Raw genomic sequence first — 26,951 nt, forward strand, 5'->3', positions numbered from 1 at the left:
GCCAGATGGCCATGCCGCTGCGCCAGTCCATCAAGGTCGCTACTTACTTGGCTGAACAGAAGCTCCGCAGGCGCGACAAGTTCCCGCTCATCGTCGAGCTGGAACCCCTGTTCGCCTGCAACCTCAAATGCGAGGGCTGCGGCAAGATCCAGCACCCGGCGGGGGTCCTGAAGCAGCGCATGCCCGTCGCGCAGGCCGTGGGCGCGGTGCTGGAGTCCGGTGCGCCGATGGTGTCCATCGCCGGCGGCGAGCCGCTGATGCATCCGCAGATCGACGAGATCGTGCGGCAGCTCGTGGCCAAGCGCAAGTACGTCTTCCTGTGCACCAACGCCATGCTGCTGCGCAAGAAGATGGACAAGTTCACGCCGTCGCCGTACTTCGCGTTCGCCGTGCACATCGACGGCCTGCGCGAGCGCCACGACGAGTCCGTGGCGAAGGAGGGCGTCTTCGACGAGGCCGTCGAGGCGATCAAGGAGGCCAAGCGGCGCGGCTTCCGGGTCACCACCAACTCGACGTTCTTCAACACCGACACCCCGCAGACCGTCATCGAGGTGCTCAACTTCCTCAACGACGACCTCCAGGTCGACGAGATGATGATCTCGCCCGCCTACGCCTACGAGAAGGCCCCCGACCAGGAGCACTTCCTCGGCGTCGAGCAGACCCGCGAACTGTTCAAGAAGGCCTTCGCCGGCGGCAACCGCCGCAGGTGGCGGCTGAACCACTCGCCGCTGTTCCTCGACTTCCTCGAGGGCAAGGTCGACTTCCCGTGCACGGCCTGGGCGATCCCGAACTACTCGCTCTTCGGCTGGCAGCGCCCCTGCTACCTGATGAGCGACGGCTACGTCCCGACGTACCGCGAGCTGATCGAGGACACCGACTGGGACAAGTACGGCCGCGGCAAGGACCCGCGCTGCGCCAACTGCATGGCGCACTGCGGCTACGAACCCACCGCCGTCCTCGCCACCATGGGCTCGCTGAAGGAGTCGCTGCGCGCCATGCGTGAGACCGTCTCCGGAAACCGGGAGTGACCCCGTGACCGCCATCTCCTTGGGTGTCCCCGAGGTACCGGCCCGGCCGATCGCCGAGCGACGCGAGTCCCGGCAGATCCAGGTCGGCCCGGTGGCGGTCGGGGGCGGCGCCCCGGTGTCGGTGCAGTCGATGACGACGACGCGCACGTCCGACATCGGTGCGACGCTGCAGCAGATCGCGGAGCTGACGGCGTCGGGCTGCCAGATCGTGCGGGTGGCGTGCCCGACGCAGGACGACGCGGACGCGCTGGCGACGATCGCCCGCAAGTCGCAGATTCCGGTGATCGCGGACATCCACTTCCAGCCGAAGTACGTGTTCGCGGCGATCGAGGCCGGCTGTGCGGCGGTGCGGGTGAACCCGGGCAACATCAAGCAGTTCGACGACAAGGTCAAGGAGATCGCGCGGGCCGCGAAGGACCACGGCACGCCGATCCGGATCGGGGTCAACGCCGGGTCGCTGGACCGGCGGTTGCTGCAGAAGTACGGCAAGGCGACGCCGGAGGCGCTGGTGGAGTCGGCGCTGTGGGAGGCGTCCCTCTTCGAGGAGCACGACTTCAGGGACATCAAGATCTCGGTGAAGCACAACGACCCGGTGATCATGATCGAGGCGTACAAGCAGCTCGCCGCCCAGTGCGACTACCCGCTGCACCTCGGCGTGACCGAGGCCGGCCCGGCGTTCCAGGGCACCATCAAGAGCGCGGTGGCGTTCGGTGCCCTGCTGTCGCGGGGCATCGGCGACACCATCCGGGTGTCCTTGAGCGCCCCGCCCGCGGAGGAGGTCAAGGTCGGCATCCAGATCCTGCAGTCGCTCGGGCTGCGGGAGCGGCGCCTGGAGATCGTCTCCTGCCCGTCGTGCGGCCGGGCGCAGGTCGACGTCTACAAGCTGGCCGAGGAGGTCACCGCGGGTCTGGACGGCATGGAGGTGCCGCTGCGGGTGGCGGTCATGGGGTGTGTCGTCAACGGCCCCGGGGAGGCCCGCGAGGCCGACCTCGGCGTCGCCTCCGGCAACGGCAAGGGCCAGATCTTCGTCAAGGGCGAGGTCATCAAGACCGTCCCCGAGTCCAAGATCGTCGAGACTCTCATCGAGGAGGCCATGAAGCTGGCCGAGCGGATGGAACAGGACGGGGCCGCATCGGGCGTCCCCACCGGCACGGGGAAACCGGCAGTGACGGTGAGTTGAAGCACGGCACGGACCGAGAGGGGGCCCGAGCATGACGATTCTGGAGAGCATCCGGGGACCACGTGACCTGAAGGCGCTGTCCGAGGCGGAACTCGGTGAACTGTCCGACGAGATCAGGGAGTTCCTGGTGCACGCGGTGGCCAGGACCGGCGGCCATCTCGGGCCCAACCTGGGGGTGGTGGAACTGTCCGTCGCGCTCCACCGGGTCTTCGAGTCGCCGGTCGACCGCATCGTGTGGGACACCGGGCACCAGAGCTATGTGCACAAGATGCTGACGGGACGTCAGGACTTCTCCAAGCTGCGGGGAAAGGGGGGCCTGTCGGGCTACCCCTCCCGTGAGGAGTCCGAGCACGACATCGTGGAGAACAGCCACGCCTCCACCGCCCTCGGCTGGGCCGACGGGCTCGCCAAGGCCCGCCAGGTGCAGGGGGAGAAGGGGCACGTCGTCGCGGTCATCGGCGACGGGGCGCTGACCGGCGGCATGGCCTGGGAGGCGCTGAACAACATCGCGGCCGCCAAGGACCGCCCGCTGATCGTCGTCGTCAACGACAACGAGCGTTCGTACGCACCGACCATCGGCGGCCTCGCCAACCACCTGGCGACCCTGCGCACCACCGACGGCTACGAGAAGGTGCTGGCCTGGGGCAAGGACGTCCTGCTGCGCACGCCGCTGGTCGGCCACACGGTCTACGAGTCCCTGCACGGCGCGAAGAAGGGCTTCAAGGACGCCTTCGCACCCCAGGGCATGTTCGAGGACCTGGGCCTGAAGTACGTCGGCCCCATCGACGGGCACGACGTCGGGGCCGTCGAGTCGGCGTTGCGGCGTGCCAAACGCTTCCACGGCCCGGTGCTGGTCCACTGCCTCACGGAGAAGGGACGCGGTTACGAACCCGCCCTCGCCCACGAGGAGGACCACTTCCACACCGTCGGCGTGATGGACCCGCTGACCTGCGAACCGCTCGCGCCGTCCAACGGGCCCTCCTGGACCTCGGTGTTCGGCGACGAGATCGTCCGGATCGGCGAGGAGCGCGAGGACGTCGTCGCGATCACGGCGGCCATGCTGCATCCCGTCGGCCTCGGCAAGTTCGCGGAGCGGTTCCCGGACCGGGTCTGGGACGTCGGGATCGCCGAGCAGCACGCGGCCGTCTCGGCGGCCGGCATCGCCACGGGCGGACTGCACCCGGTCGTCGCCGTCTACGCCACCTTCCTCAACCGCGCTTTCGACCAGTTACTGATGGACGTCGCGCTGCACCGCTGCGGGGTGACGTTCGTCCTGGACCGGGCCGGTGTCACAGGCGTCGACGGAGCTTCGCACAACGGCATGTGGGACATGTCGATCCTCCAGGTCGTCCCCGGCCTCAGGATCGCCGCGCCCCGGGACGCCGACCAGCTGAGGGCGCAGTTGCGGGAGGCCGTGGCCGTGGACGACGCCCCGACGCTGGTGCGGTTCCCGAAGGAGTCGGTCGGACCGTCGATCCCGGCCGTCGACCGGCTGGGCGGACTCGACGTCCTGCACCGCGGCGGACCCGGGCAGGACGTCCTCCTCGTCGCCGTCGGAGTGATGGCCCCGGTGTGCCTCCAGGCGGCCGACCTGCTCGAAGCACGCGGCATCGGCTGCACCGTCGTCGACCCCCGCTGGGTCAAGCCCGTCGACCCGGCGATCGCGCCGCTGGCCGCCCAGCACCGGCTGGTGGCCGTCGTCGAGGACAACAGCCGCTCGGCCGGCGTGGGCAGTGCCGTGGCGCTCGCGCTCGGCGACGCCGACGTGGACGTGCCGGTGCGGCGGTTCGGCATCCCGGAGCAGTTCCTCGCGCACGCCAAGCGGGGTGAGGTGCTGGCCGACATCGGCCTCACGCCCGTCGAGGTCGCCGGCCGGATCAGCGCGAGCCTGGCCCTGAAGGAAGCCGCGGGCGGTTCGTCCGACCCGTCCGACGGCGACGGGGCGGCCGGCGGCCCCGCGGACGCCGGCCGCCCCGCGGGCCGTCCCGTCGCGTCAGTCAAGGAGAAAGCTGAATGACCACCGAGTTCGACCTCGGCAGACTCCTCGCCGAGCGCGGAGCCGAGCGCTACGAGCTGCACACCCGGTACCTCAACCACCAGCTCCCGCGCATGCTGCACACCATCGGCTTCGACAAGGTCTACGAGCGGGCCGAGGGCGCCTATTTCTGGGACGCCGACGGCGACGACTACCTCGACATGCTCGCCGGGTTCGGGGTGATGGGCCTGGGCCGCCATCACCCCGTCGTCCGCAAGGCGCTGCACGACGTGCTGGACGCCCAGCTCGCCGACCTCACCCGCTTCGACTGCCAGCCGCTGCCCGGGCTGCTGGCGGAGAAGCTGCTCGCCCACAGCCCCCACCTGGACCGGGTGTTCTTCGGCAACAGCGGCACGGAGGCGGTGGAGACCGCGCTGAAGTTCGCGCGGTTCGTCACGGGCCGGCCCAGGGTGCTGTACTGCGACCACGCCTTCCACGGGCTGACCACCGGCTCCCTGTCCGTCAACGGCGAGTCCGGTTTCCGGGACGGCTTCGCGCCGCTGCTGCCCGACACGGCCGTCCCGCTCGGCGACCTCGACGCCCTGGCGCGGGAGCTGAGGAAGGGCGACGTGGCCGCGCTGATCGTCGAACCGATCCAGGGCAAGGGCGTGCACGAGGCCCCGCCCGGCTATCTGCGGGCCGCCCAGGAGCTGCTCCACCGGCACAAGGCGCTCCTCATCGCCGACGAGGTGCAGACCGGTCTCGGCCGCACCGGCTCCTTCTACGCCTACCAGCACGAGGAGGGTGTCGAACCAGACCTGGTGTGCGTGGCCAAGGCGCTCTCCGGCGGCTATGTGCCGGTCGGCGCCACGATCGGCAAGGACTGGATCTTCAAGAAGGTCTACTCGTCCATGGACCGGGTGCTCGTCCACTCGGCGAGCTTCGGCTCCAACGCGCAGGCCATGGCGGCCGGGCTCGCCGTCCTGTCCGTCATGGAGGACGAGGAGATCGTCGCGGGCGTCCGGGCCACCGGCGAGCTGCTGAAGTCACGGCTGGCCGCACTCACCGACAAGTACGAGCTGCTCGCCGACGTGCGCGGACGCGGCCTGATGATCGGCATCGAGTTCGGCCGCCCGGACTCGCTCAAGCTGCGCAGCCGCTGGACGATGCTCCAGGCCGCGCGCAAGGGCCTGTTCGCCCAGATGGTGGTCGTGCCGCTGCTGCGGCGGCACCGGATCCTCACCCAGGTCTCCGGGGACCACCTGGAGGTCATCAAGCTGATCCCGCCGTTGATCATCGGCGAACGCGAGGTGGACCGGTTCGTCGACGCCTTCACGGACGTCATGGACGACGCCCACCACGGCGGAGGCCTCATGTGGGACTTCGGCAAGACGCTGATCAAGCAGGCGGTCGCCAACAGATGAGTGCGGGGTGGCCCGCCCTCGACGCGGGCTTTGCCCCTGAGGCAAAAAATTTGCCCGTGAGGCAAGTCTGCTGCTGAATGGGAGCATGAACGCTCCCGAGAACCAGCCCGGGGACGGAGCGACCGGGCCGGCCGAGTCCCTGCCGGCCGTCGCGCCGCAGCTGCGGGCCCTGCGCCGCCGGGCGGCCCTCACCCTGGAGGGTGCGGCCCGCGCCGCCGGGCTGTCGGCCGCCCATCTCTCCCGGCTCGAGACCGGGCAGCGGCAGCCGTCGCTGCCGATGCTGCTGGCGCTCGCCCGTATCTACGGTACGACGGTCGGCGAGCTGCTCGGCGAGAGGGTCCCCGACCGGGACGCCGTCGTGCGCGCCGCCGACATGGAACCCACCGCCGCCGGCGGCTGGACGTACTGGCAGGCCGGAGTTCCCGGCCGCGGGATGCAGGCCCTCCGGGTCCATGTGCCGTACGGCTCGCAGGGCGACATCGTGCGCGTGCACCCCGGCGAGGAGTGGCTCCACGTCCTCAAGGGGCGGCTGCGGCTGCGCCTCGGGGACACCACGCACCGCCTCGGCCCCGGGGACAGCGCGCACTTCGACTCGCTCACCCCGCACCTGCTCGCCGCCGAGGACGACGGCGGCGCCGAGCTCCTCTTCGTCCACACCCTGTTGCAGAGCCCCACGGCCACCCTGTGCCTGGGCCCCACCCCTGGAGAGACGTCATGACCGACATGGAGGAGAAGTTCCCGCGCGCCCTGTGGGTGCGGCTCATCATCTACATCGCGGTGGGGCACGTCTTCGCCGCCTTCGTCTTCTTCCTCTTCGAGGCGGGCGGCGGGAAGTAGGCGCACCCCGCGCCCTCAGTCGAGAAGCCGCTCCCGCAGGCGCTCCCGCGCCTCGGGGGTGAGCCGCAGACCCTGCTCCAGGTAGGTGTCGACGTCGCCCCACGTCTCGTCGATCGTGTCGAAGGCGGCCTTCAGGTACTCCGCCCGTGCGTCGAAGAGAGGGCTCAGCAGCTCCATGACCTCGGGCGAGTACGCCGAGGGGGCGCTGCTGCCGCGCCGCACCTTGTAGCGGCGGTGCTTCTCGTTGGACTTCAGATAGTCGGCGACGATCGCCTCCCGCTCGACGCCGACGGCGAGCAGTGTCACCGCGATGGACAGGCCGGCGCGGTCCTTGCCGGCCGCGCAGTGCATCAGCGCCGGGACGCTGTCCTCCACCAGGGAGTGCAGCACCCGTGAGTGCTCGCCGGTGCGCTCCGTGACGATGGAGCGGTAGGAGGCGATCATCCGGGCCGCGCCCTTGCCGTCCGCCAGGATCTCCCGCAACTGGTCGAGGTCGCCGTCGCGGACCATCTTCCAGAACTCCGCGCCGTCCGCGGGGTCGGACAGCGGCAGGTTCACATTGCGGACACCCGGCAGCTCGACGTCGGGGCCCTCCAGCTTCTGGTCCGCCGCGTTGCGGAAGTCGAAGATCGTGTGCAGCCCCAGCGAGTCGAGGAAGGCGGCGTCCTCAGGGGTGGCGTGGGCGAGGTGGCCGCTGCGGAACAGCACGCCGTGGCGCACCCGTCGTCCGTCCACGGTGGGCAGACCGCCCACGTCGCGGAAGTTGCGCACACCGGCCAGTTCGGGCTCGGTCGACGGGATCTGCTGCGTCACGGGGGCTCCTCCCGGTGGGCCCCGCCGGCGCGGCTCGGCGGTGAGGCCGGCGAGGTGCGCTTCTGACGATACGACATGACTGTGCGCGCCAATCAGTTGTCCACAGGCGACAGCTGGGGAGTAATGACCTGAAACGGGCAAGTCGCCGTATGTCATCATCGATGACGGATGTTTTATCCCGATTCGCATCCGATGCGAGGTGATTCCCTCTGGGATTCAGGTCGGATTCGCGCCGAAGGTTCGATGTGCCGGATATCCGTTGACGTCACATCTAGGCTTTCTGTCCGAATTGATGCCTTCATTCCAACTCGTTCTGAAATAAGGAAACCTGGAGCGACGTCACGTGAGGAGCGTCATATCCGTGACGGTGCGTCGCCCGTCATGTCCACGTAATCGGCCTGCCGCTTATGGGAATTCGAGGGTGGCGACCTCTTCGAAATACACGGAGTGTGACCGGTGAATCCCGTAAGGGATCAAGACGAGCGCATTCGGTCGGAACCCCTCACTTGTTCCCATGCGTCTTTCTCGCTTACGTTCACCACCAATCCGGACGGACGCCGAATCCTGCCGCCGACCGGAATCCGCGCACACTCACCCGTCCACGGCAGGAGCGGGGGACCCACAGGTACATCGCCTGTTCCGGTCCCGGAACAGGCTTGGGGTCAAGCCGCGTCCCGACGCGGCCGGGCATCTCCAGCCCGCACCCGACAGCTCACCTCGCAGGCGCCGGAGAGGAATTCGCCATGCCCGCCAAGGGTAAGCATCGCCGTCCCAAGTCCCTGCGCTTCACCCGGACGATCGCCGTCGCCGGAACCGGTGGCGCCGCTCTCGCGCTTCCGCTGATCGGGGCCACCGGCGCCCACGCCGCGACCGGCCAGTCCGTCCCGGAGAAGGCGGTCCAGTCCGTCCAGGTCGCCGCCGAGAAGGCCCCGGCGCAGAAGACCTCCGCCCAGAAGACGCGCACCTACGAGGTGAAGCGCGGCGACTACCTGGCGAAGATCGCCGACGAGCAGGACGTCCGCGGCGGCTGGAAGAAGCTCTACGCCGACAACCGCGAGGCCGTCGGCGCCGACCCGTCGCTCATCCACCCGGGTCTGAAGCTCTCGATCGGCAAGAACGCCGCGACCGCCGCACCCAAGGCGTCGGCCCCGTCCTCCTCCCCGTCCGAGCCGTCCGCGAAGCCCGCAGCGCCGAAGAAGGCCGCCGCGCCGAAGAAGGCCGCCACGGCCGCGCAGAGCGCCGACGAGGCGAGCACCGTCAACGGCTTCACCGCCCCGGTGTCCGCCGCCGCCGTCGGCACCTCCTACAAGGTCGCCGGCAGCATGTGGTCCAGCGGCTACCACACCGGCGTGGACTTCTCCGCCGCCACCGGCACGCCCCTGAAGGCGGTCGGCGCCGGCACCGTCGTCTCCGCCGGCTGGGGCGGCGCGTACGGCAACCAGGTCGTCATCCGGCTCGCCGACGGCTACTACGCCCAGTACGCCCACCTGTCCTCGCTGTCCGTCTCCAGCGGCCAGACGGTGACCGCGGGCCAGCAGATCGGCCTCTCCGGCGCGACCGGCAACGTGACCGGCCCCCACCTGCACTTCGAGATCCGCACCACGCCCGACTACGGCTCGGACGTGGACCCGGTGGCCTACCTCCGCTCCAAGGGCGTCGCCATCGGCTGACCGCCCCACCGCACGGCGCGCACCACCTGCCTGACACGCACGCGCACCACCTGCCTGACACGCAGCCGAAGGCCGGACCCCGATCCCCGGGGTCCGGCCTTCGGCCCGTCCCGGGCGGGCACGGGTCGCGTTTCGGCGCTCAACGTCCCGGCCAGGAGCCGTATTCCGGCTTTGGTGAAGGCTTTGGCAGTGGCTTATCTCACCGTTCGTCAACCTCTTCCTACGGTCGCGTAGGTCACATCGGAAGGTGAATCATGTCCCGACGTGACAGACGATTCGAAGAGTGACAGCAGAGCAGTGATCGGGTCGTACGTCGCGGTGGGGGACAGCTTCACCGAGGGCGTCGGCGACCCCGGCCCCGACGGGGCGTTCGTCGGCTGGGCCGACCGGTTCGCGGTCCTTCTGGCCGACCGGCGGCCCGAGGGCGACTTCCGGTACACGAACCTCGCCGTGCGCGGCAGACTGCTCGACCAGATCGTGGCGGAACAGGTCCCCAAGGCCGTCGAATTCGCCCCGGACCTCGTGTCGTTCTGCGCGGGCGGCAACGACATCCTGCGGCCCGGCACCGACCCCGACGAAGTGGCCGAACGGTTCGAACGGGCCGTCGCCCGGCTCGCCTCGGCCGCGGGCACCGTGATGGTGACGACGGGCTTCGACACCCGTGGCGTGCCCGTGCTGAAGCACCTGCGCGGCAAGATCGCCACCTACAACGGGCACGTACGCGCCATCGCCGACCGCTACGGCTGCCCGGTGCTCGACCTGTGGTCCCTGAAGACCGTCCAGGACCGCCGGGCCTGGGACAGCGACCGGCTCCACCTCTCACCCGAGGGGCACACGCGCGTGGCGCTGCGCGCGGGCCAGGTCCTCGGGCTGGAGATCCCGGCCGACCCGGACCAGCCCTGGCCGCCGCTCCCGCCCCGCGGGACCCTGGAGATCCGGCGCGACGACGTCCAGTGGGCGCGCGAGTACCTGGTGCCGTGGATCGGGCGGCGCCTGCGCGGCGAGTCGTCGGGCGACCATGTGACGGCCAAGGGGGCGCTCTCGGCGTACGACATCAAGATGCGCATCGCGTCGGTGGCCTGAGCCCGGCGGCACGGCCGGGGGAGTGCGGAGCCGCTCGGGACCGTCACGGTCGCGGGCGGCCGCTCACCGTGGTGAGGCAATCAACGCCGTCCGCTCCAGGCCCAGTTCCCGGGCCAGCGCCTCGTCCACCCACTCCTGGGCCCGCGCGCGGGACAGCGCCCCGGGATACGACGTCAGCTGCACGGCGAGACCGTCCAGGAGCGCGGTCAGGCGCAGCGCGGCGGCCGCCGGGTCCGGGCAGCTGAACTCGCCCGCGGCCGCGCCCTCCGCGAGGACCCCGGCGAGGGCGCTCTTCCACTGCAGGTCGAGCTCGCGCGTGACCTCCCGCAGGGCCGTCTCGCGCAACGCGGCCGCCCAGCCCTCGATCCACAGCCGCCAGCCCTTGGCCTGTCCGGTCGGCGCGTACCAGCGCACGGCCGCCCGCAGCCGCCGTACTGCCGTCGTGCGGCGGCCCAGGATCCTGCGCAGCCGCGCCAGGTCGCCCTCGGCGGCGTGCGCGAACGCGGCCGCGACCAGCTTCTCCTTCGTGGCGAAGTGGTAGAGCACCAGCGCGTTGCTCACCCCGAGCGCCGAGGCCACGTCGGCGATCCTGACCGCCGCCACACCCCGTGCCTCTATCTGCTCCACCGCGGCGCGCAGCAGTTCCGCCCGCCGCTCCGCCACGCTCAGCCGCACTCTCGCCCTCGCCACGCGGCCACCCTACGGCCTGGCCGCGCCGCCCCAGGGGGTGCACCCCCGGCCGTCAGCGGTGCCGGCCGAACCGTTCGGTGATCACCGGGAGCAGGTCCGCGGCGATGGCGTGCGCGGCGGCACGCGGAGTCGTCCCGTCGGCCTCCGCGCGGGCCAGCGTGCGATCGGTCAGGGCCCGCATCGCACGCCGCGTGTGGGCGAACGCCTCGTCCGCGTCCGGACCGATGTCCCCGAACAGCGTCCACCACCACCACGCGTTCGTGGCGGAGTTGACGACGACGTCCGGCAGCACCGTGACCCCCCGCGCGGCCAGCAGCAGCTCCGCCTCCGGGCGGACGGGCATGTTCGCCGCCTCGGCGATCCAGCGGGCGCTGATCCGGCCCTGGTTGGCGGCGTCCACCGCGTACGACACGGCCGCCGGCACCAGGACCTCCGCCTCGGTCGACAGCCAGGCGTCCCCCGGCAGCTCACGGTCGCCGGGGCGCAATGCCGCACGGTCCACCGTCCCGTAGCCGTCCCGCGCCGCCAGCAGCGCCTCCACGTCCAGCCCCGCCGGGTTGGCGATGGTCCCCTTGATGTCGGCGACGGCCACCACGGTGAGCCCCGCGCGCGCGAGGAACCGCGCGGTGGCCCCGCCCATCGTGCCCAGGCCCTGCAGGGAGACCCGGGTCCGCCAGCGTGGCACCCCGGCCCGGTCCAGCGCGGTGAGCACCGACTCGGCCACCCCGCAGCCGCCCACCAGCTCGTCGAGCCCGATGCCGTCGACGTCCACCGCGAACGCCTCGGCCAGCCGGTGACGGGCGGCGGCCTCGTCGTCCAGCAACGGGTACACCGCCTGCACGGACGAGACGAGCCCCGCCTCCCGGGCCGCCCGGTCGACCACGTCCTGGCTGAGCCCCAGGTCCTCACCCGTGGTCCACAGCGTCTCGACGTACGGCCGCACCGCCCGCAGGTAGCGCACCAGCAGTCCGTACGCCTCCGGGTCCCGGGGATCGCAGTCGATGCCGCCCTTGGCGCCGCCCAGCGGGACGTACCGGGCGTCCGGGTCGTAGTGGAGGGCCTCCTTGAGGGTCATGCCCGCGGCCAGCCCGGCGATCTCCTCCAGCGTGCAGTCCGGCCGCATCCGCAGTCCGCCGCTGGAGACGCCGCGCACCAGCCGGTCCACGACCAGGAAGCCCTGGCGGCCCGTGACGTGGTCGGTCCAGGTGAGGGACAGGTAGGGCGAGGTCATGCGAACTCCGGGGTCGACGGCGGTCAGCGCGGTCGTCCGCGAGGTGACGGGGCGCCCGGGCGGCCGGGAGAGAGCCGCTTCGCTCCTGAACGACGGGTCAGTATCACGATGAAGGAAAGGACATGTCAACGCATGCGGCGCATGCGCCGCCGGACCGCGGGAACGATCGCCGCGGACCCGGCGTTCGGGATGACAGGGGCTGTCGGCCGGTGATCGCGGGGGACCGTCGGTGGGCCGACCATAATGGAAGCCCCACCGACTCCACCTGGAGGTACCGTGGCCGGTTCCCGATTCCCGAGCGCCGGGCTGAGCGCCCTGCGGCCCACGGCCTTCGGCGTGGACCCCAGCGGTGAGCGCATGGCCCGCATCCGCCGATCGCCGCACTTCCGGGACGGCGTGTTCCAGAACCCCGGCGGGACCGCGCGGATCAGACCGTCCGGCTCGACGCTGGAGTTCGCGAAGGTCTTCTTCGACAAGGACACCCGGCCCCTGCGCGTGCCGAACGGCACCGTGCCGGTACACCCCACCACCTACGCCGACCTCGCGAAGCCGCCCGTCACGGGACTGCGCCTGACCTGGATGGGGCACTCCAGCGTCCTCGCCGAGATCGACGGCCACCGCGTGCTGTTCGATCCCGTGTGGGGCGAGCGCTGCTCGCCGTTCCCGTTCGCCGGGCCCAAGAGGCTGCATCCCGCGCCGCTCCCGCTCGCCGCGCTCGGCCCGGTCGACGTCGTCGTGATCTCGCACGACCACTACGACCACCTCGACCTCCCCACGATCAAGGCGCTGGCCGGCACCGGCACCCTCTTCGCCGTCCCGCTCGGCGTCGGCGCCCATCTCGAGCACTGGGGCGTCCCCGCCGACCGGCTGCGCGAACTGGACTGGCACGAGACGACCAAGATCGGCGGCCTCACCCTCACCGCCACCCCCGCCCGCCACTTCTGCGGCCGCGGGCTGCGCAACACCCAGCACACGCTCTGGGCGTCCTGGGTCGTCGCCTCGCAGGAGCACCGGATCTACCACAGCGGTGACACCGGCTACTTCGACGGCTTCCGGGACATCGGCGCCGCGCACGGGCCCTTCGACGCCACGATGATCCAGGTCGGCGCCTACTCCGACTTCTGGCCGGACATCCACATGACGCCCGCCGAGGGCGTGAGGAGCCACCTCGATCTGCAGGGAGGCACCCCCGGCGGGGTGCTGCTGCCCATCCACTGGGGCACCTTCAACCTGGCGCCGCACGCGTGGGCTGAGCCGGGGGAGTGGATGAGGGACGCCGCCGAGGAGGCGGGCCAGGCGGTGGCGTTCCCGCGGCCCGGTCAGCCGTTCGAACCGGCGGGGGAGCCGCCCGTGGAGCCGTGGTGGCGGACCGTGTCGGGTCCGGTCCCGCGGACCTGGCAGCCTCCCCGGAGCACCGACGGCGGGACCACCACCGCCACGGGCGGCCTCGACCTTGCGAGCGGGCGCTGACGGCGACCGGGGACGGTGGCCCGACCCGGACGACCTGACCCGGGCGGGCGGCGGTCGTCACGGCCTGGGGCTGCCCGTCCTCGGGAGGGCGAGGATCGCGACGGTGGTGCCGGCCGCCGCCACGGCGGGACCGAGGCGGGCGTCGATCGCCATGGCCCCGGACGCCGTCAGGGCGCCCAGGACCAGCATCACCACCACGCCCACTCGGACGCCCGCATGCCGGGAGCTGCCGTCGGCGGCGTCCTGCGCCAGGCTGGTCAGGGTGCCGGTCACGAAGGTCGTGGTCACCCCCGCGCCGTGCGCCGACCGTTTGACGGCGGCGGTCTGGGCGCCCATCGCTCCCGCGGCCGCCGCGAGCATCAGCAGCCGGAGGGCGGTGCCCGGGGTGGACTGCGCCGACCTGAGGAGCAGCACCACGAGGTCGAGCGCCACCACGGCCAGCAGGACGGCCCTGATACGGCCCCACCCCGTTCCGGGGTGTCCCGGTGTCGCCTTGGACGCCAGGTACACCGCGATCAGGAATGCTCCCAGTGCGGTGGCCGCCCCCGCCACCAGGGACCCGTACCCCGGTCGGCTCGTGAGGCCCGACAGGACGAGGCTGCCGGTCATGTTGGCGGTGAACACGCCCCCGAGCTGGACGAACGCGAACGCGTCACCGGCTCCCGCGGCGAACGACAGAAGCACGGCCACCACGGACAGACGCGTCGGTGCCGGCGTCGCCGCCGAGGTCGACACGGGTCAGGCTTCCCGCGTCGGAGGAGCCGTCGGCCGGCCGAAGAAGATCATCGATCACCCTTCCCGAACACCTTCCCTCAAAGGTGTCACGGGGCGTCGAGAGGCGCACAGCTGGGCACTGCGCCGAGCGTGTGAAGGTGCGCGGGGGCGCTCGGATCGCCGAGTGCGCCGCTACAGCCGGTGACGCTCTGGGGTGCGCGCGGTCGGTGCGCCGGACGCCTCGACGCTTCGCAGGAGGTCGTCGCGGCGTGAAGGCCGTGACTCCGGCCGGGAACGACCGTCGCGTCGGGTGCTTGCCCCCTTGGCGTCGATGGCTGCTTCTGACCAGCTCTGATCGTTCGTTGATGCTTTCCGGACGAGTGTCGTGACCGGTTATCGGTCTGTCGTACGAGCCCTCATACCAGAGCGGGACGCCGCCTGCCGGAGTTTGGCAACTGCCCACCGCACTTGATGCGCAGGCGACTACTGTGAGTGTCCGTCGGGCGACACGCAGCCGAATTCCCTCGGTTCCGTCGACCGGCACCGAGAAGGCGCACACCCCGGGCCGCGCAGACCGCGTGCACCCCCAGGCCCCCGACCGACGGACCAGTACGAGGACCCCGATGTCTCAACTCCGCGCCCCGGCCCCACGCGCTGACCGCCGTGAGGGCGGGAGGCACGGGCGCCCCGCCGCCCGTACCGCACCCGCGCTGCCCGAGACGCAGATACGGCCCCAACTGCTCCGCCTGGCCGTCCTGCCACCCGTGGCGGTGTCCCTGAGCGCCTGCGCCGCGGTGCTGTTCGTCGTGCGCTCCACCGGAGCACGGCCGAACCCGGTCCTGTGGGTCGTCCTGGCCGGGGCGCTCTCGGTGACCCTCGCGGGCATCGTCATCGCCGCCGTCGCCGCCGACCGCGCCGCCCTGACCGTGAGCCGGCGCATCGGCGCCCTGCGCCGCGCCAGCGCCCGGGGCGAGGCCGAACTGCGCTCCCTCGTCGAGGCGTTGCGGCGCGGCGACGGCCCGCCGAAGCGCACGCCACGCAACGGACCGCCCGACGACGCCGACGACTTCGACCTCCTCGCCGCCGACCTGGCCCGCGCCCACGACGGAGCGGTCCACGCCGTCGTGCAGGCCTCCCGGTTGTCGAGCCAGGCCGGCAGCGAACAGAAGCTGGAGGTCTTCGTCAACCTCGCCCGGCGCCTCCAGTCCCTCGTGCACCGGGAGATCTCCATCCTCGACGAGCTCGAGAACGAGATGGAGGACCCGGACCTCCTCAAGGGGCTCTTCCACGTCGACCACCTCGCGACCCGCATCCGGCGGCACGCCGAGAACCTCGCCGTGCTCGGCGGCGCCGTCTCCCGGCGGCAGTGGAGCAACCCCGTCCCGATGACCGAGGTGCTGCGCTCGGCCATCGCCGAGGTCGAGCAGTACTCCCGGGTCAAGCTGGTGCCGCCGATCGACGGCACCCTGCGCGGCCACGCCGTCGCCGACGTCATCCACCTCCTGGCCGAACTGGTCGAGAACGCCACGGTGTTCTCCGCTCCGCAGACCCAAGTGCTGCTGCGGGCCAACCTCGTGACGTCCGGACTGGCCGTCGAGGTCGAGGACCGCGGGCTCGGCATGCCCGTCGGCGAACAGGCCCGTATGAACGCGCTGCTCGCCGACCCCGACCAGGTCAACGTCGCCAGCCTCCTGTCGGACGGGCGCATCGGCCTGTTCGTCGTCTCGCAGCTCGCCAAGCGGCACGGCATCCATGTGCGCCTGCAGACGAACATCTACGGCGGTGTCCAGGCCGTCCTCGTGGTCCCGCAGGGGCTGCTGGGCGCGGGGCCCGGTGCCCCCGCCGAGGCGCCCAGGGCCCAGGAACCCCGGACGGCGGAGGCATCGGGGGGCCGGCCCGCCGGTCCCGCCACACCAGTGCCGCCGCCTCCGCGGCCGGGCGTACGGCAGGTGGCGAGGAGGCCACCGCAGCACCGGCGGCCCGACCCGGAAACGGCCACGGACGGCACACGGGGCGCGTCCGCGCCCGGACGGACGGCCTCCCCCCAGGCGCGCCCGCGCACCGGCACACCGGGCAGCGTCCCGGTACCGGCCCAGGGCGAGGCACCGCCGCTGCCCGTGCGCGGCGCCCACCAGGGGCGGGCCAACCCGGCGGAGGCGGTGCCCGGCGTCAGCGCCGACGACCGCCGTCAGCTCGCCGAGAACGGCGTCGGACCGCTGACACCACGCAGCGGTGCCGTCCGCGGCACCATGGGCAGACCCCAACTGCCCCGGCGCCGCGCCCAGGAGCACATCGCGCCGCAACTGCGGGACGGCCCGGTGGCACGCCAGGAGTCCGACCAGGCCGCCGGGCACGACCCGGGACTCATGGCGGCCTTCCAGCGTGGCATCGGACTCGCCGAGACCCAGCAGCACATGGAGTCGACGCACACGTCCGCGGCCCATATGGACACAAGCCACCACCTCCCCGTGGTCCACATGGGTTCAGGGCACACAGCCCTGCCCCCCATGGAGGCGGCACACGGTCAGGCAGCGCCCGGGGACACCTCCCCCTCCGTCCGCCTGTCCCCGACATCGCTGGATGCGGGGCACACAGACGTGCCCCAGATGACCGGCCTGCCGTCCATGGAGGAGACACCCATGGACGCGTCCCCCACCGAGACGTCCCCTCGGGACGCGTCCACCCTGGACGCCTTCTCCCTGGACAACTCGCCCATGGGCGTCCCACCCATGGGCGTCCCACCCATGGGTGCCTCGCCCATGGGCCCACCCTCCATGGACGCGGGCACGTCACCCATCGGCCCGGCCTCGACGGCCGAGGCCGACCCCGGACAGCCGTCCGGTACCGACCAGCCCACTTGGCCCGACGGGAGCGCACCGGCCGGATGACCACGTCCCTGACCCACTCGGCGTCCGCCCGGATTCCCACCCCCGCGCCCAGCGCTCCCGCAGACCTTCGTACCTCAAGGAGTCGATCCATCATGGCGAGCGAAGCGCCGACCGCCCATGTGTCCGACCTCGACTGGCTGATGAGCGGCCTCGTGCAGCGCGTGCCGCACACCACCAGCGCGGTCCTCCTGTCCTGCGACGGGCTCGTGAAATCGGTCCACGGGCTCGACCCCGACAGCGCCGACCACATGGCGGCCCTCGCCTCCGGTCTGTACTCCCTCGGCCGCAGCGCCGGCGTCCGCTTCGGGGACGGCGGCGACGTACGCCAGGTCGTCGTCGAGCTGGACTCCGCCTTGCTGTTCGTCACCACGGCCGGGTCCGGCACCTGCCTCGCGGTCCTGGCCGGCCGGGAGGCCGACGCGGCGGTGCTGGGCTACGAGATGGCGATGCTCGTCAAGAGCGTCCGCCCGTACCTGGTCACCGCACCCCGGCAGCACCCCGTCGACCCCTCGGCGCTGAGGCCTTGAACGTGACGGCGACCGGCGACGGGCCCTGGCTCGACGACGCGGCCGGACGGCTGGTGCGCCCCTTCACGGTCAGCAACGGCCGCACCCGGCCCACCGTCGCGCTCGATCTCATGTCACAGGTCATGGCCACCGGGGCGACCCCTCTCGGCTATCTGGGCCCCGAGCACGAACAGGCCCTCGACCTGTGCCGCGCCCCGGTCTCGATCGCCGAGGCCGCCGCCCACCTGAAGCTGCCGGCGGCGGTCACCAAGGTGCTGCTGTCGGACCTCGTCGACTGCGGGGCGCTCACCACCAAGCCCCCCGAGTTCCACCACAACCCGACAGACCGGGCTCTTCTGGAGGCAGTGCTCGATGGACTACGACGACAGCTCTGATCCGTTCCCCACCGCGTTGAAAATCCTGGTGGCGGGAGGGTTCGGGGTAGGCAAGACCACCTTCGTCGGCGCGGTGAGCGAGATCGCGCCGCTCAGCACAGAGGAGCTGCTCACCACCGTCAGTGCCGCGACCGACAACCTGGAGGGCGTGGAGAACAAGGTCGAGACGACGGTCGCCATGGACTTCGGCCGCATCACCCTCGACCCGGAACACGTCCTGTACCTCTTCGGCACCCCCGGACAGGAGCGCTTCTGGTTCATGTGGGACGAGCTCTCCGAGGGCGCGCTCGGCGCGGTCATCCTCGCCGACACCCGCCGCCTGGAGGACTGCTTCGCCGCCGTGGACTTCTTCGAGCAGCGGGGCCTCGGATTCATCGTCGCCGTCAACGAGTTCGACGGCGGCTACCGGTACGACCCGGAGGAGGTCCGGGCCGCCATCGACCTCGACCCCGAGATCCCGGTCGTCCGCTGCGACGCCCGGATCTCCAGTTCGGGCGTCCAGACCCTGCTGACCCTGGTCCGGCACCTCCTCGCCCACGCGCCGGCCCACGCACCGAGCCACGGCGCCCACAGGTGACATCCGCACACACCCGCACGGAGCCGCATATGACCCGCGTCCACAGCGACGGAATCCGCCCATGAGCTACGGCCCACCGCACCCGGTCGCCCGCCTGCTGCTCACCCCGGAGGACAAGGAGGCCCCCGCCCGCGCGCAGCGGTTGCTCGACATGGGCCTCGGGGAGCATCCCGATCCGGCCCTGGACGTGTTCGCGGACCATCTCGCCGAGCTCACCGGGACGCCGTACGCCATGGTGAACTTCGTGGGGGAGAGCCAGCAGCTCCTCGCCGGGCTGCATGTGCGGCCCGCCGTGAGTCTCGCGCGGGCCGGTGACAACAAGCCGCAACTCGGCCGGCGTATGGGGCGCGACCATGGGTTCTGCCCCCATGTGGTCGTCCGCCGCAAGGCACTGGTGCTGGAGGACGTCCGCGACTACCCCCGGTTCGCCGGGAACCCGATCGTCGACGCGTTCGGTGTCCGCTCGTACCTGGGGGCCCCGCTGATCGACTCCACCGGCATGGTGCTCGGCACCGTGTGCGTCGTCGACATGGAACCGCGGCCGTGGGGGAAGGCCGGGCTCGAGACCATCAAGGCGTCGGCGGTGGACCTGGTGGCCCGGCTGGAGCGACGGCAGGCGGACGGGCTGCCCCTGCTGTGAGCGGAGCTAGAAGCCCCGCCACACGTTGTCGAAGGCGGCGTCCTCGATCGCCCGCCGCTGGCGCACGGCCTCCAGTTCCATCACCGCGTTGCCGAGCGCGGCGAGCACGGTGGCGGAGGTGTCGTCGGCGAGAGCGCCCGTGCTCTCCGAGCCCTTCGACCCCTCCCCGTCGTCCGGTTCCTCCGTCCCGCCCGCCATCGGTTCGGTGCCGACCCCGGCGGCGGCACCCAGGGCGGTGAGCAGCGGCTCGCGCGACGTCCAGCGCTCCTCGGCCCGCTGCCGGGCGGCCGAGTCGACCGGCACCGTCCGCGCGGCGCGCAGCGGAAGACGGAATCCCCGCGACCGGGACGTGGCCCCCGTCTGCTCCAGGTCCTCGACGTACGCGGCGGACAGCCCGCGCCCGCGCCGCCACAGCCAGTCCTCGACCGACTCGTACGGTTCCTGCCGTATGAGCGAGGAGGCCGCCTCGTCCAGCAGCCGGTCACCCGTGGGGGCCTGCGCGTTCGGGACGATCCGGTCCTCGGCGAGGGTCAGGGCCCCCGCGTCGAGGAGGTCGAACACCTCGGCCGCCGCCAGGGCCAGGGACAGCTCGCCCTGCTCCACGCGGTGGTCCTGCGCCAGGTCCAGGGCGACGATCGCGAGGTCCCGTGCGGTGTTCATGAGCGGCTCCTGGTCGGTCGGCCGGGGTGCGCGGGCGTGTGCCCGGCACCGGCGGTCGGGTGTCCTGCGTCGATTGTCGCCGGGATCGGGTGACGGCGGGGCCTTCTCCGACCATGGGCCGCGACGGGCCGGTCCGCGGCACGGCGAGGGCCGTCACCGTGCCCGGGTCGTTCGGACGGAGCTCCGGCGGGGTGACGGTCGCCGCCGTCCACGGCCGCAGCGGGAGCGCGCCGAGCACCTTCGCGCGCGGCTCCTCCTCGTCGGCGCCCCGCCACACGCCGGTGCCTGCGCCGCTCGCCGACAGGACGCGACAGGCGGGCGAGGTGGCCGGTGGCGGCCCGTTCGGCGGCGCGGACGGCTTCCGCGACAGGACGATGCACCCGGAGGAGACGCACGCCGTGCTCCAGGTAGGCACGTCCTTCGCGGGACGCGGCACAGGCTGTGCCGCACCCCCGACGGGTGTGAAGAAGAGCTGTGGCGCCGCTTAAGAAATCCTCGATGGACCGGCGCGCCCCGGTGCGGCAGATTGCTACGCGATTCCACCCCTCTTCCCGGGCCCGGGCCTTCTCGGCATGCCCGCGTCCGGGACTCACCCTCAGGAGCCGTAGCGTGAAGGCGCTGGTCAAGGAGAAGGCGGAGCCCGGACTCTGGCTCGCGGACGTCCCGGAGCCCTCCATCGGTCCCGGCGACGTACTGATCAAGGTGCTGCGCACCGGTATCTGCGGCACCGACCTGCACATCCGCTCCTGGGACGGCTGGGCGCAGCAATCGATCCGCACCCCCCTCGTCGTCGGCCACGAGTTCGTCGGCGAGGTCGTGGAGACCGGCCGGGACGTCGCCGACATCAAGCCCGGCGACCGGGTCAGCGGCGAGGGCCACCTGGTGTGCGGCAAGTGCCGCAACTGCCTGGCCGGCCGCCGTCATCTGTGCCGGGCCACGGTCGGCCTCGGCGTCGGACGCGACGGCGCCTTCGCGGAGTACGTCGCCCTGCCCGCCGCCAACGTGTGGGTGCACCGGGTCCCCGTCGACCTCGACGTGGCCGCGATCTTCGACCCGTTCGGCAACGCCGTGCACACCGCGCTGTCGTTCCCGCTGGTCGGTGAGGACGTCCTGATCACCGGCGCCGGGCCGATCGGCCTGATGGCGGCGGCCGTCGCCCGGCACGCGGGCGCGCGCCACGTCGTCATCACCGACGTCAGCGAGGAGCGGCTGGACCTCGCCCGCAAGATCGGTGTGACCCTGGCGCTGAACGTGTCCGAGGCGGGCATCGCCGAGGGGCAGCGCGTGCTCGGTCTGCGTGAGGGCTTCGACATCGGCCTGGAGATGTCCGGCCGCCCCGAGGCCCTGCGCGACATGATCGCCAACATGACGCACGGCGGCCGGATCGCCATGCTCGGCCTGCCCGCCGAGGAGTTCCCCGTCGACTGGTCACGGATCGTCACCTCGATGATCACCCTCAAGGGCATCTACGGCCGGGAGATGTTCGAGACCTGGTACGCGATGTCCGTGCTGCTCGAAGGCGGCCTCGACCTCGCGCCCGTCATCACCGGCCGCTACGGCTACCGGGACTTCGAGGCGGCGTTCGCCGACGCGGCGAGCGGCCGCGGCGGCAAGGTCATCCTCGACTGGACCGCGTAGCCACCGCGTACGTCACGCGTCAGCCACCTGCATCCCTGGGAGCTTTGAGATGTTCGACTCCGTGCGCGACGACCTGCGCGCCACCCTCGACGAGATCCGCGCCGCCGGCCTGCACAAGCCGGAGCGGGTGATCGGCACTCCGCAGTCCGCGACCGTCAACGTCACCGCGGGCGGCCGCCCCGGCGAGGTCCTCAACTTCTGCGCCAACAACTACCTCGGCCTCGCCGATCACCCCGACGTGGTCGCCGCCGCCCACGAGGCGCTGGACCGCTGGGGCTACGGCATGGCCTCGGTCCGCTTCATCTGCGGCACGCAGGAGGTGCACAAGCACCTGGAGGCCAGGCTGTCGGCGTTCCTCGGTCAGGAGGACACGATCCTGTACTCCTCCTGCTTCGACGCCAACGGCGGCGTCTTCGAGACCCTGCTCGGCCCGGAGGACGCGGTGATCTCCGACGCCCTCAACCACGCCTCCATCATCGACGGCATCCGCCTGTCCAAGGCCCGCCGCTTCCGCTACGCCAACCGCGACATGGCGGACCTGGAAGCCCAGCTGAAGGACGCGTCCGACGCGCGCCGCCGGCTGATCGTCACCGACGGCGTGTTCTCGATGGACGGCTACGTGGCGCCGCTGCGCGAGATCTGCGACCTCGCCGACCGCTACGACGCCATGGTCATGGTCGACGACTCGCACGCCGTCGGCTTCGTCGGCCCCGGCGGCCGGGGCACCCCCGAGCTGCACGGCGTCATGGACCGCGTCGACATCATCACCGGCACCCTCGGCAAGGCCCTCGGCGGCGCGTCCGGCGGCTATGTGGCGGCCCGCGCCGAGATCGTCGCCCTGCTGCGCCAGCGCTCCCGGCCGTACCTGTTCTCCAACACCCTCGCCCCGGTGATCGCCGCGGCCTCGCTGAAGGTCCTGGACCTGCTGGAGTCGGCGGACGACCTGCGGGTCCGGCTCGCCGAGAACACCGCGCTGTTCCGCCGCAGGATGAGCGAGGAGGGCTTCGAGATCCTCCCCGGCGACCACGCCATCGCGCCCGTGATGATCGGCGACGCGTCCCGGGCAGGCCGGCTGGCGGAGCTGCTGCTGGAGCGCGGCGTCTACGTGATCGGCTTCTCGTACCCGGTCGTGCCGCAGGGGCAGGCCCGGATCCGCGTCCAGCTGTCCGCCGCGCACTCGACGGACGACGTGAACCGCGCCGTCGACGCCTTCGTCTCCGCGCGCGCGGAACTGGAGGGCTGAGGCCGGACGACGACGCCGGGCCGGACGGCCGACGTCCGGCCCGGCCGGTCCGCGTCCGGCGTCTTGCGATAATCGATCCCATGATCGAAGCGCGGCGGCTCCACATCCTCCGTGCGGTGGCCGACCACCGCACCGTGACCGCGGCGGCCGCCGCGCTCTATCTCACCCCGTCGGCGGTGTCCCAGCAGCTCACGGCCCTGGAGCAGGAGACGGGCCACCGGCTGGTGGAGCGCGGCGCCAAGGGCGTACGGCTGACCCCGGCCGGCGAGATCCTGCTCAGCCACACCAACGCCGTCCTCGCCCAGCTGGAGCGGGCCGAGGCGGAGCTCGCGGCCTACAGCTCGGGCGCGGCCGGCACGGTCACCGTCGCCTCCTTCGCCACCGGCATCGCCCTGGTCGTCGCGCCCGCCGTGGCCCACCTCGCCCGGACGTCCCCCGGCATCCGCCTGCGGGTCCTGGACGCGGAGGGCGACGCCAGCCTGCCGATGCTGCTGGACCGCCAGATCGACGTCGCCGTGGCCGTCGAGTACCGGGGAGCGCCGGCCGACGACCCCCGGCTGGCCCATGTGCCGCTGTACGCGGAGCCCTTCGACGCGGTCGTCCCGGTCGGCCACCGGCTGGCCGGCGCCGAGGTCGTGCCGCTCGCGGAGCTGGCCAAGGACACCTGGATCGGCCCGTACCCCGGCAACCCCTGCCACGACGTGGTGGTGCTGGCCTGCGAGAGCGCCGGGTTCCAGCCCCGCCTCGACCACTCCTCCGACGACTTCCGGGCGGTCGTCGCCCTTGCCTCGGCCGACGCCGGAGTGGCGCTCGTCCCGCGCTCGGCGCTGCGCGGCATGGACCTGACCGGGGTCGTGGTCCGCCCCGTGGACGGGGTCGCGCCCACCCGCCGGGTCTTCGCCGCCGTACGGCGCGGCGCGGAGGAGCACCCCCTGATCAGCCCGGTCCTCGACGCGCTCGGCGCGGCGGCGCGGGAGTGAGCCTTCCGTAACACCGCCGTCCCATCGACGGGATAGCGTCCCGGACATGAGAGAGACGGCGACCGGTCGGACCGCGGACACGGTCGGCAGCGGGCTGGCCGCCCGGCTCGCCGAACTGCGGGCCGAGCGCGGCTGGTCCCTGGACGAACTGGCGGACCGCAGCGGGATCAGCCGCTCCACCCTCTCCCGGGCCGAGCGCGCGGAGACCAGCCCCACGGCGGCCCTGCTCAACCGGCTCTGCCAGGTGTACGGCCGCACCATGTCCCGCCTGCTCAGCGAGGTCGAGTCGGCCCCCGCCCCGGTGGTGCGGGCGGCCGAGCAACAGGTGTGGCAGGACCGCCCCTCCGGTTTCGTACGGCGGTCCGTGTCACCCCCGCACGCCGGGCTGCGGGCGGAACTGGTGGAGGGACGGCTCGGCGAGGGCGCCGACACCGCCTACGACCGGCCGCCCGTACCGGGGCTGGAGCAGCACCTGTGGGTGCTGGACGGGGTGCTGGAGGTGACCGTGCAGGAGAGCGAGCACCGGCTGGAGGCGGGGGACTGCCTGCGGACACGGGTGTGGGGGGCCACGCGGTTCCGGTGCCCGGGCCCCGGCGGGGTCCGCTACCTGCTGGCGGTGGTGCTGCCGTGATCGTGACACGCCTGGACGGCACCCGGCTGCGCGCGAGCGCCCGGGACCTGGCCGCCCTGCTGGTGGACACCGTGGCGGGCGGGTCCTCGGTCGGCTTCCTCGCCTCCCTGGACCTCACCGCCGCCGAGACCTGGTGGACGGGGCGCGCGGCCGCGGTGGACGGCGGACACCTCGCGGTGTGGGCGGCCTACGACGGCCCACACGTCGTCGGGACGGTGAGCCTGGCCTTCGCCGACAAGGCCAACAGCCGGCACCGCGCCGAGCTGGTCAAGCTGATGGTGCACCGCCGAGCCCGCGGCCGGGGCCTGGGCCGCACCCTGCTGACGACCGCCGAGACGGCCGCGGCCGACTCCGGGATCACCCTGCTCCACCTGGACACCGAGACCGGCAGCCCCGCCGAACGCCTGTACGGCGCGGCCGGCTGGACACGCGCCGGCGTCATCCCCGACTACGCGACGAGCCCGTGGGGAGAACCGCGCCCGACGACGATCTACTACAAACGCCTGGGCGTCCCCGCTCCCCCCGGGTGAGTGTCAGTGCCGGGCGCTACGGTTCCGGCTATGCCGGACGCCGAAGACGTACGCCGTATCGCCCTGTCCCTCCCGGACACGACGGAGAAGACCGCCTGGAGCATGCCCACGTTCCGGGTCGCGGGCAAGATGTTCGCCACCCTGCCCGAGGACGAGACCTCCCTCGCGGTGCGCTGCCCGAAGGAGGAGCGCGACGAACTGGTCCTGGCCGAACCGGACAAGTTCTGGATCGCCGGGCACGAGGCCCAGTTCGCCTGGGTGCGGGCCCGTATCGCCGCCCTCGACGACGAGGACGAACTGCGGGCCATCCTCGCCGACTCCTGGCGCCAGGCCGCCCCGACGCGTCTGCTGGACGCCCACCCCGAGCTGGGCCTGCCCCTCGGGGAATGAGATCGCCCTGCCGCGTCGCCGTTCCCGCGTGCGATCATCCGGAGGCGAGGGGAGAGCCGGGGCGGAGGGGGCCGGGGCTCGCACTCCTCCCGAGGGACGGGGAGGGATCGTGGGGATGCGCGGGACGCCGCCGCGGACGCCGCAGGGCGGGGCCCGGGACGGGACGCGGAACCCGCCGCAGGGGGCCGGGACGGGCAAGGGCCGGCCGAGGCCGGTGTGGTCACGGGACTTCGCCCTGTTCTTCGGGGCCCGGGCCGTGGCCCAGCTCGGTGACACCATGCTGCCCGTGGCACTCGCGGCGGGCCTGCTCCAGCAGGGGTACGGCGCCGGTGCCGTCGGTCTCGCCCTGGCCTCGACGTCCGCCGCGTTCGCCGGACTGATCGTCTTCGGCGGGGTCATCGCCGACCGCTTCGACACCCGCCGGCTGATGATCGGCGCCGACCTGGTCCGCGTCCTCACCCAGTCCCTGGCCGCCGCGCTGTTCTTCTCGGGACACGTCGTGCTCTGGCAGATCTGCGCGATCGGCTTCGTCAACGGCGTGGCGGGCGCCGTGTTCCAGCCCGGCGTCGCCGGTACCGTGCCCCGCCTCGCCGTCGACGTCCAGGGCGCGAACGGCGCCATCCGCGTCGCCGAGGCCGTGGCCCAACTGGCCGGTCCCGCCCTCGCGGGCGTACTCGTCGGATTCGCCTCACCCGGCGGGGTGTTCGCCGCCCACGCCACCACCTACACCGTGAGCGCCGGCTGCCTCCTGCTGCTGCGCCTGCCCCCGCGGATCCGGTCCGGCGCCGTCCGTACCCTGACCGGCGGCCGGGCCTTCCGGGCCGATCTGGTGGAGGGCTGGCGGGAGTTCAGGTCCCGCACCTGGCTGTGGGGCGTCATCGCCGTGTGGTGCGTCTACATGATCACCGTGTGGGGCCCGACGACCCCGCTGGTGGCGGCCGAGATCGTCCAGCACCACGGGGCGCGCTCCTACGGCCTGGTCAACTCCGCCCTCGGCGCGGGCACCGTGATCGGCGGTCTCCTCGCCCTGCGGCTGCGCCCGCGCCGCATGCTGCGCGCCGGCGCCTTCGGCGTCTTCGCCTTCGCCGCGTTCCCGGTGACGGTCGGCGCCGGTCTGCCCGTCGCGGCCATGGCGGCCGGAGCGGCCGTGGCCGGCGTCGGCATGGCGTTCTGGAGCGTGATGTGGGCGACGAGTGTGCAGACACAGGTCCCGGCGGACGTCCTCAACCGCATCCACGCCTACGACGTGGCGGGCTCCCTGGCGATGATGCCGGTCGGCCAGTCCCTGGCGGGCCCGGCGGGGGGAGCCTTCGGGTCCGGACATGTGCTGCTGGCGGCGGGAGGCATGAGCTTCGTCGTGGCGGCCTCGCTGCTCTGCGTGCGCGCGATACGCGGCCTGGTCCGGGCGGACGCCCCCGCGGCCCCGGTCCCACGGCCGTAAACGGGTGCGCGACCACCGACCCGAGTGCGGTAGAGTTTCCCTGCACGTTCGGCCAGGGGAAACCCCAGGTCAGCGGGGCACCGGGACGTGGCGCAGCTTGGTAGCGCACTTGACTGGGGGTCAAGGGGTCGCAGGTTCAAATCCTGTCGTCCCGACGGTGCGAAGGGCTTCCACGGGTTCATCCCGCGGAAGCCCTTCTTCGTGTGTCCTGGGCAGACGTGATCAGCAGTAGAGGTTGGCGCCGGGGGAGACGCCGAGGATCTGGGTGAAGCGCTGGTAGGCGTCGACGCGGCTCTGGACCTGGGCGGGGTTCTTGC

The 26,951-nt window shown here is 72.3% G+C and carries 27 protein-coding genes, 1 tRNA gene, 1 pseudogene and 1 riboswitch; of the genes and pseudogenes, 23 read left to right on the forward strand and 6 right to left on the reverse strand.

Annotated elements, in window-relative coordinates; genetic code table 11:
• The first annotated feature begins 5 nt into the window (after positions 1-5).
• The 6 genes from hpnH (at position 6) to ACFRAC_RS33350 (ending at position 6,444) form a co-directional block, all read left to right on the forward strand.
• Complete coding sequence (gene hpnH, locus ACFRAC_RS33325; RefSeq protein WP_361353986.1) at positions 6-1,028, forward strand: adenosyl-hopene transferase HpnH; 1,023 nt, start codon at positions 6-8, stop codon at positions 1,026-1,028.
• A gap of 4 nt (positions 1,029-1,032) precedes the next feature.
• On the forward strand, positions 1,033-2,208 hold the full coding sequence (gene ispG / locus ACFRAC_RS33330; protein ID WP_382937677.1) for a flavodoxin-dependent (E)-4-hydroxy-3-methylbut-2-enyl-diphosphate synthase: 1,176 nt from the start codon (positions 1,033-1,035) through the stop codon (positions 2,206-2,208).
• 31 nt (positions 2,209-2,239) lie between these two features.
• Entirely contained in the window at positions 2,240-4,225 is a 1,986-nt protein-coding gene (gene dxs, locus ACFRAC_RS33335) for a 1-deoxy-D-xylulose-5-phosphate synthase (RefSeq protein WP_382937683.1), read from the forward strand.
• Positions 4,222-5,607 (forward strand): aspartate aminotransferase family protein, encoded by a 1,386-nt coding sequence (locus ACFRAC_RS33340; protein ID WP_382937688.1) that lies wholly within the window; start codon positions 4,222-4,224, stop codon positions 5,605-5,607. The genes dxs and ACFRAC_RS33340 overlap by 4 nt, the downstream gene beginning before the upstream one ends.
• 85 nt (positions 5,608-5,692) lie before the next feature.
• Entirely contained in the window at positions 5,693-6,325 is a 633-nt protein-coding gene (locus ACFRAC_RS33345; protein WP_382937697.1) for a helix-turn-helix domain-containing protein, read from the forward strand.
• Positions 6,322-6,444, forward strand: a complete 123-nt coding sequence (locus ACFRAC_RS33350) for a DUF6126 family protein (protein ID WP_382937703.1) — start codon at positions 6,322-6,324, stop codon at positions 6,442-6,444. The genes ACFRAC_RS33345 and ACFRAC_RS33350 overlap by 4 nt, the downstream gene beginning before the upstream one ends.
• A gap of 15 nt (positions 6,445-6,459) precedes the next feature.
• On the opposite strand, the gene ACFRAC_RS33355 is transcribed toward ACFRAC_RS33350, so the two are convergent.
• The gene (locus ACFRAC_RS33355; RefSeq protein ID WP_382937708.1) at positions 6,460-7,257 is read right to left on the reverse strand and encodes a tyrosine-protein phosphatase; all 798 of its coding nucleotides are present in this window, start codon (positions 7,255-7,257) and stop codon (positions 6,460-6,462) included.
• A 582-nt stretch (positions 7,258-7,839) separates the two neighbouring features.
• A riboswitch (cyclic di-AMP (ydaO/yuaA leader) is annotated at positions 7,840-7,996 on the forward strand.
• Between the two features lie 4 nt (positions 7,997-8,000).
• On the opposite strand from ACFRAC_RS33355, the gene ACFRAC_RS33360 reads away from it, so the two are divergent.
• Together ACFRAC_RS33360 and ACFRAC_RS33365 are read left to right on the forward strand one after the other, a co-directional pair.
• The gene (locus ACFRAC_RS33360) at positions 8,001-8,927 is read left to right on the forward strand and encodes a peptidoglycan DD-metalloendopeptidase family protein (RefSeq protein WP_382937711.1); all 927 of its coding nucleotides are present in this window, start codon (positions 8,001-8,003) and stop codon (positions 8,925-8,927) included.
• Between the two features lie 297 nt (positions 8,928-9,224).
• Entirely contained in the window at positions 9,225-10,010 is a 786-nt protein-coding gene (locus ACFRAC_RS33365) for an SGNH/GDSL hydrolase family protein (protein ID WP_382937764.1), read from the forward strand.
• A gap of 63 nt (positions 10,011-10,073) precedes the next feature.
• Here the strand turns inward: ACFRAC_RS33365 and ACFRAC_RS33370 are convergent, their stop codons facing one another.
• Positions 10,074-10,685, reverse strand: coding sequence for a TetR/AcrR family transcriptional regulator (locus ACFRAC_RS33370; protein ID WP_382937768.1), 612 nt, complete (start codon positions 10,683-10,685; stop codon positions 10,074-10,076).
• A gap of 67 nt (positions 10,686-10,752) precedes the next feature.
• Positions 10,753-11,931, reverse strand: a complete 1,179-nt coding sequence (locus tag ACFRAC_RS33375; RefSeq protein WP_382937714.1) for a Glu/Leu/Phe/Val dehydrogenase dimerization domain-containing protein — start codon at positions 11,929-11,931, stop codon at positions 10,753-10,755.
• Between the two features lie 276 nt (positions 11,932-12,207).
• On the opposite strand from ACFRAC_RS33375, the gene ACFRAC_RS33380 reads away from it, so the two are divergent.
• Positions 12,208-13,401: an MBL fold metallo-hydrolase gene (locus ACFRAC_RS33380; RefSeq protein ID WP_382937716.1), complete on the forward strand. Its 1,194-nt coding sequence runs from the start codon at positions 12,208-12,210 to the stop codon at positions 13,399-13,401.
• 57 nt (positions 13,402-13,458) lie between these two features.
• On the opposite strand, the gene ACFRAC_RS33385 is transcribed toward ACFRAC_RS33380, so the two are convergent.
• The gene (locus tag ACFRAC_RS33385) at positions 13,459-14,136 is read right to left on the reverse strand and encodes a DUF1275 family protein (RefSeq protein ID WP_382937719.1); all 678 of its coding nucleotides are present in this window, start codon (positions 14,134-14,136) and stop codon (positions 13,459-13,461) included.
• A 602-nt stretch (positions 14,137-14,738) separates the two neighbouring features.
• Between ACFRAC_RS33385 and ACFRAC_RS33390 the strand changes: the two genes are divergently transcribed.
• The 5 genes from ACFRAC_RS33390 (at position 14,739) to ACFRAC_RS33410 (ending at position 19,121) form a co-directional block, all read left to right on the forward strand.
• On the forward strand, positions 14,739-17,003 hold the full coding sequence (locus ACFRAC_RS33390; protein ID WP_382937721.1) for an ATP-binding protein: 2,265 nt from the start codon (positions 14,739-14,741) through the stop codon (positions 17,001-17,003).
• 92 nt (positions 17,004-17,095) lie between these two features.
• Complete coding sequence (locus ACFRAC_RS33395) at positions 17,096-17,530, forward strand: roadblock/LC7 domain-containing protein (RefSeq protein ID WP_361354019.1); 435 nt, start codon at positions 17,096-17,098, stop codon at positions 17,528-17,530.
• 2 nt (positions 17,531-17,532) lie between these two features.
• On the forward strand, positions 17,533-17,904 hold the full coding sequence (locus ACFRAC_RS33400; RefSeq protein ID WP_382937770.1) for a DUF742 domain-containing protein: 372 nt from the start codon (positions 17,533-17,535) through the stop codon (positions 17,902-17,904).
• Complete coding sequence (locus ACFRAC_RS33405) at positions 17,882-18,481, forward strand: ATP/GTP-binding protein (protein ID WP_361354022.1); 600 nt, start codon at positions 17,882-17,884, stop codon at positions 18,479-18,481. The genes ACFRAC_RS33400 and ACFRAC_RS33405 overlap by 23 nt, the downstream gene beginning before the upstream one ends.
• 61 nt (positions 18,482-18,542) lie before the next feature.
• Positions 18,543-19,121 carry a GAF domain-containing protein gene (locus ACFRAC_RS33410; RefSeq protein WP_382937728.1) on the forward strand — a complete coding sequence of 193 codons (579 nt, stop codon included), beginning with the start codon at positions 18,543-18,545 and terminating at the stop codon, positions 19,119-19,121.
• A gap of 6 nt (positions 19,122-19,127) precedes the next feature.
• Here the strand turns inward: ACFRAC_RS33410 and ACFRAC_RS33415 are convergent, their stop codons facing one another.
• Complete coding sequence (locus ACFRAC_RS33415; protein ID WP_382937730.1) at positions 19,128-19,781, reverse strand: GPP34 family phosphoprotein; 654 nt, start codon at positions 19,779-19,781, stop codon at positions 19,128-19,130.
• Positions 19,782-19,894: 113 nt separating this feature from the next.
• Here ACFRAC_RS33415 and ACFRAC_RS33420 point away from each other — a divergent pair, with 113 nt between their 5' ends.
• From ACFRAC_RS33420 to ACFRAC_RS33460, 9 genes are all read left to right on the forward strand, one after another.
• Positions 19,895-20,269: a hypothetical protein gene (locus tag ACFRAC_RS33420; RefSeq protein ID WP_382937734.1), complete on the forward strand. Its 375-nt coding sequence runs from the start codon at positions 19,895-19,897 to the stop codon at positions 20,267-20,269.
• 121 nt (positions 20,270-20,390) lie between these two features.
• Positions 20,391-21,419, forward strand: a complete 1,029-nt coding sequence (gene tdh, locus ACFRAC_RS33425; RefSeq protein WP_382937736.1) for an L-threonine 3-dehydrogenase — start codon at positions 20,391-20,393, stop codon at positions 21,417-21,419.
• Between the two features lie 49 nt (positions 21,420-21,468).
• Positions 21,469-22,662, forward strand: coding sequence for a glycine C-acetyltransferase (locus ACFRAC_RS33430; protein WP_382937739.1), 1,194 nt, complete (start codon positions 21,469-21,471; stop codon positions 22,660-22,662).
• An 80-nt stretch (positions 22,663-22,742) separates the two neighbouring features.
• On the forward strand, positions 22,743-23,642 hold the full coding sequence (locus ACFRAC_RS33435) for a LysR substrate-binding domain-containing protein (RefSeq protein WP_382937742.1): 900 nt from the start codon (positions 22,743-22,745) through the stop codon (positions 23,640-23,642).
• 46 nt (positions 23,643-23,688) lie between these two features.
• The gene (locus ACFRAC_RS33440; protein WP_382937745.1) at positions 23,689-24,273 is read left to right on the forward strand and encodes a helix-turn-helix domain-containing protein; all 585 of its coding nucleotides are present in this window, start codon (positions 23,689-23,691) and stop codon (positions 24,271-24,273) included.
• A complete protein-coding gene (locus ACFRAC_RS33445) occupies positions 24,270-24,803 on the forward strand; it encodes a GNAT family N-acetyltransferase (RefSeq protein ID WP_382937749.1) in 534 nt (177 codons plus the stop codon). Before ACFRAC_RS33440 ends, ACFRAC_RS33445 begins: the two co-directional genes overlap by 4 nt.
• 30 nt (positions 24,804-24,833) lie before the next feature.
• Positions 24,834-25,193, forward strand: coding sequence for an MmcQ/YjbR family DNA-binding protein (locus ACFRAC_RS33450; RefSeq protein WP_382937751.1), 360 nt, complete (start codon positions 24,834-24,836; stop codon positions 25,191-25,193).
• A 115-nt stretch (positions 25,194-25,308) separates the two neighbouring features.
• Complete coding sequence (locus tag ACFRAC_RS33455) at positions 25,309-26,634, forward strand: MFS transporter (protein WP_382937753.1); 1,326 nt, start codon at positions 25,309-25,311, stop codon at positions 26,632-26,634.
• An 81-nt stretch (positions 26,635-26,715) separates the two neighbouring features.
• Positions 26,716-26,789 (forward strand) — tRNA-Pro (locus ACFRAC_RS33460).
• Between the two features lie 67 nt (positions 26,790-26,856).
• On the opposite strand, the pseudogene ACFRAC_RS33465 reads toward ACFRAC_RS33460, so the two are convergent.
• A pseudogene (locus ACFRAC_RS33465) lies at positions 26,857-26,951 on the reverse strand (chitinase); the annotation flags it as partial.

It is taken from the genome of Streptomyces sp. NPDC056628 (genome assembly GCF_042792555.1).
Lineage (GTDB): Bacteria > Actinomycetota > Actinomycetes > Streptomycetales > Streptomycetaceae > Streptomyces.

Excerpts from the sequence above, each read along its gene's own strand:
- hpnH (WP_361353986.1), top strand. The coding sequence starts at position 6 with ATGGCCATGCCGCTGCGCCAGTCCATCAAGGTCGCTACTTACTTGGCT.
- dxs (WP_382937683.1), top strand. The coding sequence starts at position 2,240 with ATGACGATTCTGGAGAGCATCCGGGGACCACGTGACCTGAAGGCGCTG.
- ACFRAC_RS33340 (WP_382937688.1), top strand. The coding sequence starts at position 4,222 with ATGACCACCGAGTTCGACCTCGGCAGACTCCTCGCCGAGCGCGGAGCC.
- ACFRAC_RS33345 (WP_382937697.1), top strand. The coding sequence starts at position 5,693 with ATGAACGCTCCCGAGAACCAGCCCGGGGACGGAGCGACCGGGCCGGCC.
- ACFRAC_RS33350 (WP_382937703.1), top strand. The coding sequence starts at position 6,322 with ATGACCGACATGGAGGAGAAGTTCCCGCGCGCCCTGTGGGTGCGGCTC.
- ACFRAC_RS33360 (WP_382937711.1), top strand. The coding sequence starts at position 8,001 with ATGCCCGCCAAGGGTAAGCATCGCCGTCCCAAGTCCCTGCGCTTCACC.
- ACFRAC_RS33375 (WP_382937714.1), bottom strand. The coding sequence starts at position 11,931 with ATGACCTCGCCCTACCTGTCCCTCACCTGGACCGACCACGTCACGGGC.
- ACFRAC_RS33390 (WP_382937721.1), top strand. The coding sequence starts at position 14,739 with ATGTCTCAACTCCGCGCCCCGGCCCCACGCGCTGACCGCCGTGAGGGC.
- ACFRAC_RS33395 (WP_361354019.1), top strand. The coding sequence starts at position 17,096 with ATGGCGAGCGAAGCGCCGACCGCCCATGTGTCCGACCTCGACTGGCTG.
- ACFRAC_RS33405 (WP_361354022.1), top strand. The coding sequence starts at position 17,882 with ATGGACTACGACGACAGCTCTGATCCGTTCCCCACCGCGTTGAAAATC.
- ACFRAC_RS33410 (WP_382937728.1), top strand. The coding sequence starts at position 18,543 with ATGAGCTACGGCCCACCGCACCCGGTCGCCCGCCTGCTGCTCACCCCG.
- ACFRAC_RS33415 (WP_382937730.1), bottom strand. The coding sequence starts at position 19,781 with ATGAACACCGCACGGGACCTCGCGATCGTCGCCCTGGACCTGGCGCAG.
- ACFRAC_RS33420 (WP_382937734.1), top strand. The coding sequence starts at position 19,895 with ATGGGCCGCGACGGGCCGGTCCGCGGCACGGCGAGGGCCGTCACCGTG.
- ACFRAC_RS33430 (WP_382937739.1), top strand. The coding sequence starts at position 21,469 with ATGTTCGACTCCGTGCGCGACGACCTGCGCGCCACCCTCGACGAGATC.
- ACFRAC_RS33435 (WP_382937742.1), top strand. The coding sequence starts at position 22,743 with ATGATCGAAGCGCGGCGGCTCCACATCCTCCGTGCGGTGGCCGACCAC.
- ACFRAC_RS33440 (WP_382937745.1), top strand. The coding sequence starts at position 23,689 with ATGAGAGAGACGGCGACCGGTCGGACCGCGGACACGGTCGGCAGCGGG.
- ACFRAC_RS33450 (WP_382937751.1), top strand. The coding sequence starts at position 24,834 with ATGCCGGACGCCGAAGACGTACGCCGTATCGCCCTGTCCCTCCCGGAC.
- ACFRAC_RS33455 (WP_382937753.1), top strand. The coding sequence starts at position 25,309 with ATGCGCGGGACGCCGCCGCGGACGCCGCAGGGCGGGGCCCGGGACGGG.